At 59.5% G+C, this 3621-nt stretch carries 3 protein-coding genes and 2 pseudogenes; 4 read left to right on the forward strand and 1 reads right to left on the reverse strand.

Going from position 1 to position 3621, the window contains the following annotated elements; all coding sequences use genetic code 11:
* Nucleotides 1–113, forward strand: a pseudogene (locus HV670_RS29565) (IS5/IS1182 family transposase); the annotation flags it as partial.
* Here the strand turns inward: HV670_RS29565 and HV670_RS31725 are convergent.
* Nucleotides 88–648, reverse strand: a pseudogene (locus HV670_RS31725) (exodeoxyribonuclease III); the annotation flags it as partial. The pseudogenes HV670_RS29565 and HV670_RS31725 overlap by 26 nt on opposite strands.
* 196 nt (nucleotides 649–844) lie before the next feature.
* Here HV670_RS31725 and HV670_RS29570 point away from each other — a divergent pair.
* The 3 genes from HV670_RS29570 to HV670_RS29580 all read left to right on the forward strand — a co-directional run bounded on the left by HV670_RS29570 (nucleotide 845) and on the right by HV670_RS29580 (nucleotide 3298).
* On the forward strand, nucleotides 845–1216 hold the full coding sequence (locus tag HV670_RS29570; RefSeq protein WP_175108478.1) for a hypothetical protein: 372 nt from the start codon (nucleotides 845–847) through the stop codon (nucleotides 1214–1216).
* 424 nt (nucleotides 1217–1640) lie between these two features.
* Nucleotides 1641–2213: a hemerythrin domain-containing protein gene (locus tag HV670_RS29575; protein WP_175108479.1), complete on the forward strand. Its 573-nt coding sequence runs from the start codon at nucleotides 1641–1643 to the stop codon at nucleotides 2211–2213.
* A gap of 290 nt (nucleotides 2214–2503) precedes the next feature.
* Nucleotides 2504–3298 carry a tyrosine-type recombinase/integrase gene (locus HV670_RS29580; RefSeq protein WP_246258116.1) on the forward strand — a complete coding sequence of 265 codons (795 nt, stop codon included), beginning with the start codon at nucleotides 2504–2506 and terminating at the stop codon, nucleotides 3296–3298.
* Nucleotides 3299–3621 lie beyond the last annotated feature (323 nt).

A 3621-nucleotide genomic window follows, 5' to 3' on the forward strand; every position in this document is an offset into this window, starting at 1 on the left:
GGCGTCTACGCACTCGCTTCGATCGGCGCGCTGACATTCACGAAGCGTTTCTCAAACTCGGTTGCTCGCTCGTCTGCTGGAACATCTTCAGGCGTGCCGAGCAGTCTTTTTAAACTGGCCTCTTACTTCAGCCGCTCGGCGGCGCAGTCTAAGCGCTTGCCTCCTCGTCTGTATCTTTGGCCCATTCGAAAGCTCGATCCATGTTGGCGCATGGTCGCTCGCGTTTGGGAAATCTCTCAGCCAACTATCGACGCCGGCGGATGCGAGCCCCGAAGCGAGAGCCTGGCCTAAAAGGAGGTGATCGATTCGCAAACCGAGTCCCGCATGGCGCGGCCTGAGGTGGTCCCAGTAGGTACAGATGCGTTCGTTGGGATGCAACGTGCGCAGCGCATCAGTCCACCCCTCATTGACAAGAGCCTGAAGCATTCGCGGCTTTCTGGCTGCAAGAGCGCATTCTCCCGCTAGAACCGGGGGTTGTAGATATCCTCGTCCGTGGGAACGACATTGTAGTCCCGCAAGAACCACCGGATAGCCGCTACTGCCCAAGGTCTTCGCATGCTCGATCAGCCGTTTGAACCCCGCAAGTTTGTAGTCGAATTGCGGACCAGGCTGCTGGTTGCCGTTCGGCAGATAGATGCAGGGAAGAACCGACGTTTTTGGCATCGTACCGACCGCAGTCGGGGGACGTGGCTTCTCGAGCCAGAACAAATCGGATTCGGAATCCCCGGCGCAAATGCCCACCCTCGGTTATTCTGTCAGCCTTCCAAAGCAACCAGGCAAAGGCATGGAGAGCTTGGGAACAATTGTTGCTCCTTTCTTCATGCGGTTAAACTTGGAGAGAACCATGAAGACGAACAGCAAAATTACCTACGCACTCGGCTCAGGACTGTTGGCTGGCGTGCTTGCCATCGCTCCGCTAGCGGCGTCCGCGCAGACCACGGGCGGTACTCACAACAACCCGGGCGCGGCCAACGCATCAGGCACCATGTCTTCGGATAGTGGAGACACCGGAGCGACGCAACGGAAGAAGTTGTCGCCGGCGATGGGCAATAAAACGGCCAATCCCAATGATCCGAACACCGGCAATATCGGGAACGCTGGGGGTAGCGGTAAAGGCGGTGCTAACTCCGGCGGTGGGACCGGGGGGACCGGTGCCGGCGCGGGTGGGGCCGGTGGCAGTGCGGGTGGGGCCGGTGGCGGTGGGGGCGGAAAGTAAGGCTGCTTGAGATTGGGTGCCACGGATCAATCCCCGACCGAGGCATCCCTTGACGGCAGCCTGTTAGAGGCCCGGTCGCGCGCGAAAGTGGGCAGTGCTCGTGCCGAGCACACTGAGACCGAACGGTTTTGACAGCACGGCTAACCGTCCGTTGACGCGACTGGGTTCCTGCGCATACCTGTGGTCAGGACGATCCGAGGTTTGGCGTATTGCGCCGCACGCGCCCCGCGCAATCGATGCCGTTCGTGCCGGCCATATGTATATCTCACAGTATCAGATCGAAGGAAATTACCTTCGGCCCGCAGCCGCAGCGCCTCGTCCGCATGGACAAGCACGGACCCTGGGATTTGCGCATGCCTCTCCCCCTTTAACGATCATCGGAGGCAGGCGACGCGCGCAGTACTGCGTCATTCTGGAGAACAGTATGCCCAACAGCAATGCATCAGTGTCACCCACCATCACCTCCATGATCCGTCTGGATCACATGCACGCACTTGCTGCGTTCCATCGCTATCACACTTCCAGCGCGCAGTGGCGAAAGCACGCCATCGTCACTTCCACGTGTGACGCACTGGAGATTCACGCGCAACTGGAAGAGGAACTTTTTTATCCCGCGTTGGCTGTCGTGCTGACAGACAACGAGACGCTCGCCAAGAGCCGCCCCGAGCACGACGAGATGCGCGCGATCATCGACAAGCTGCGCGCGATGGGGCCTGAGAATGCCCCGTATGACGAGCTATTTCTGCAACTGATGCGCGAAGTTATACATCACATCGCCGACGAAGAAACGGTGCTACTACCTGCGGCCGAGCGCGCGCTAAAACACGAGCTTCGTCGGCTGGGCGCGAAGATGACACGCCGCAGGCTTCAGCTATTGGGCCAACGCCCGCGGGAAATCGCCCTAAACACGGTGGGCACGTTTCCGCTCGCGACGTTCCTAATAGGATCCATGCTGCTGTTCGGCGTCACCCGTTGCCTGCCGAAGTCGCGCAGATAGCGGCAGCCCCCTATAGCATGCGACCCAGCGTCGCACGTCTTGCCCAGAATCTTTGTGAGAGTGATTCGCGCCGGGCCGATCGACTTGTAGGCAGGGTTTGTGGGCGAATCGAAGATTCGATAGGATTGGAGGTGGTGCAACGTCAGTATATAAAAAACTAATTTATGGAATGCAACGCTTCACCTTGGCGCACAAACCCCGCTCGAGCCTTCAGGGTGTGGCAAGAGCACGAGGCTGCCGGCGCCGATCGAAGACCTTTTGCTGAGCGTTCGATCGTCCAGCATTGCGCCATGTTCGATCGGTTCACCCGCTATCTGGTCGAGCATGGACTATCGCTGACCACGTTCGGGACCGATCACGTGGATTCCTTTCTGGCCCCCGGCGGGGGCTTCGCCGAAGACACGACGACGCGCATCCGCTACGCGAAACTGATCGACCGTCTGTGCCGTCATCTCGTAGACGTCGGCATCCGATCCGGGAATCCGGGGTTCGACCTCTTGCGTCGTCTGCAGTGGCCAGACGAACCTGAGCCCGTATTCTTGCGGGAAGATGCCGACGCTTGCCTTCAGCTATCCATTCAGCCGCGAGTCACGGACGACGTCCGTCAGGTACGCAACAAGGCCGTTGTCGCCTTTCTGCTTGGCACCGGTGTTACAGCAACCGAGTTTCTGAGGGTGGCAACCGCAGATGTGAGGCTAGTAAGTTCACAACCCTATGTGACCGTGATCGCTCACGGCCCGCGACCGATGAGGACGGTCCAGATCGAACAGTTCGCTCTTCCGTCCCTCGAGACATGGCTTCAAGTTCGAAGTGCAATCAACACCGGTAGCCCCCTGCTCTTTCCAAACAAGAACGGCAAACCTTTTACCGTGGCCATGGTCGGCAACATCGTTCGCGACGCGTTGCTTGCTATACACGTCCAAGCGGAAGAGATGAGTCCGCGGCTTCTGCGCAATACGGACTGCCGCCGGCGACTGCTGGCAGGCTGCCCTCCGGACGAAGTGAGCTACCGGCTTGGTCTCGTATCACCGCGCACGGTCGAGCGGATGATTGCAACGCTTAAGGGCCGCCCTCATGTCTCATAGACCGCATTGAAACTCACCTCTGCGCCGCCTCTCGCCAACTGTGCGGCCTCGACCGCCGACCGCTTGCGCAGAATCCACAGGCGCAATCCGACCCAGGTCGTGTGGAAATCCGATGGAAATGTAATGCGACGCGTGACCCTGACCCCAGCGGCGCGTTTGACTGGCTTTCCGGTCATCACGGCGACGACGAGAAGGTGAACTCTATGATGCGTTCTAGACATAATGGTCGCGGCTGACTGAACACCGTAGGGCCCGTCTCGGGTATCGTGGGTTGCGCACCGAAGTGTGCCGAGCCACATACGCCTGGGTGGGCCAGGCGCAGA

The sequence above is a fragment of the Pararobbsia alpina genome, assembly GCF_902859895.1.
In the GTDB taxonomy this organism is placed as follows: domain Bacteria; phylum Pseudomonadota; class Gammaproteobacteria; order Burkholderiales; family Burkholderiaceae; genus Pararobbsia; species Pararobbsia alpina.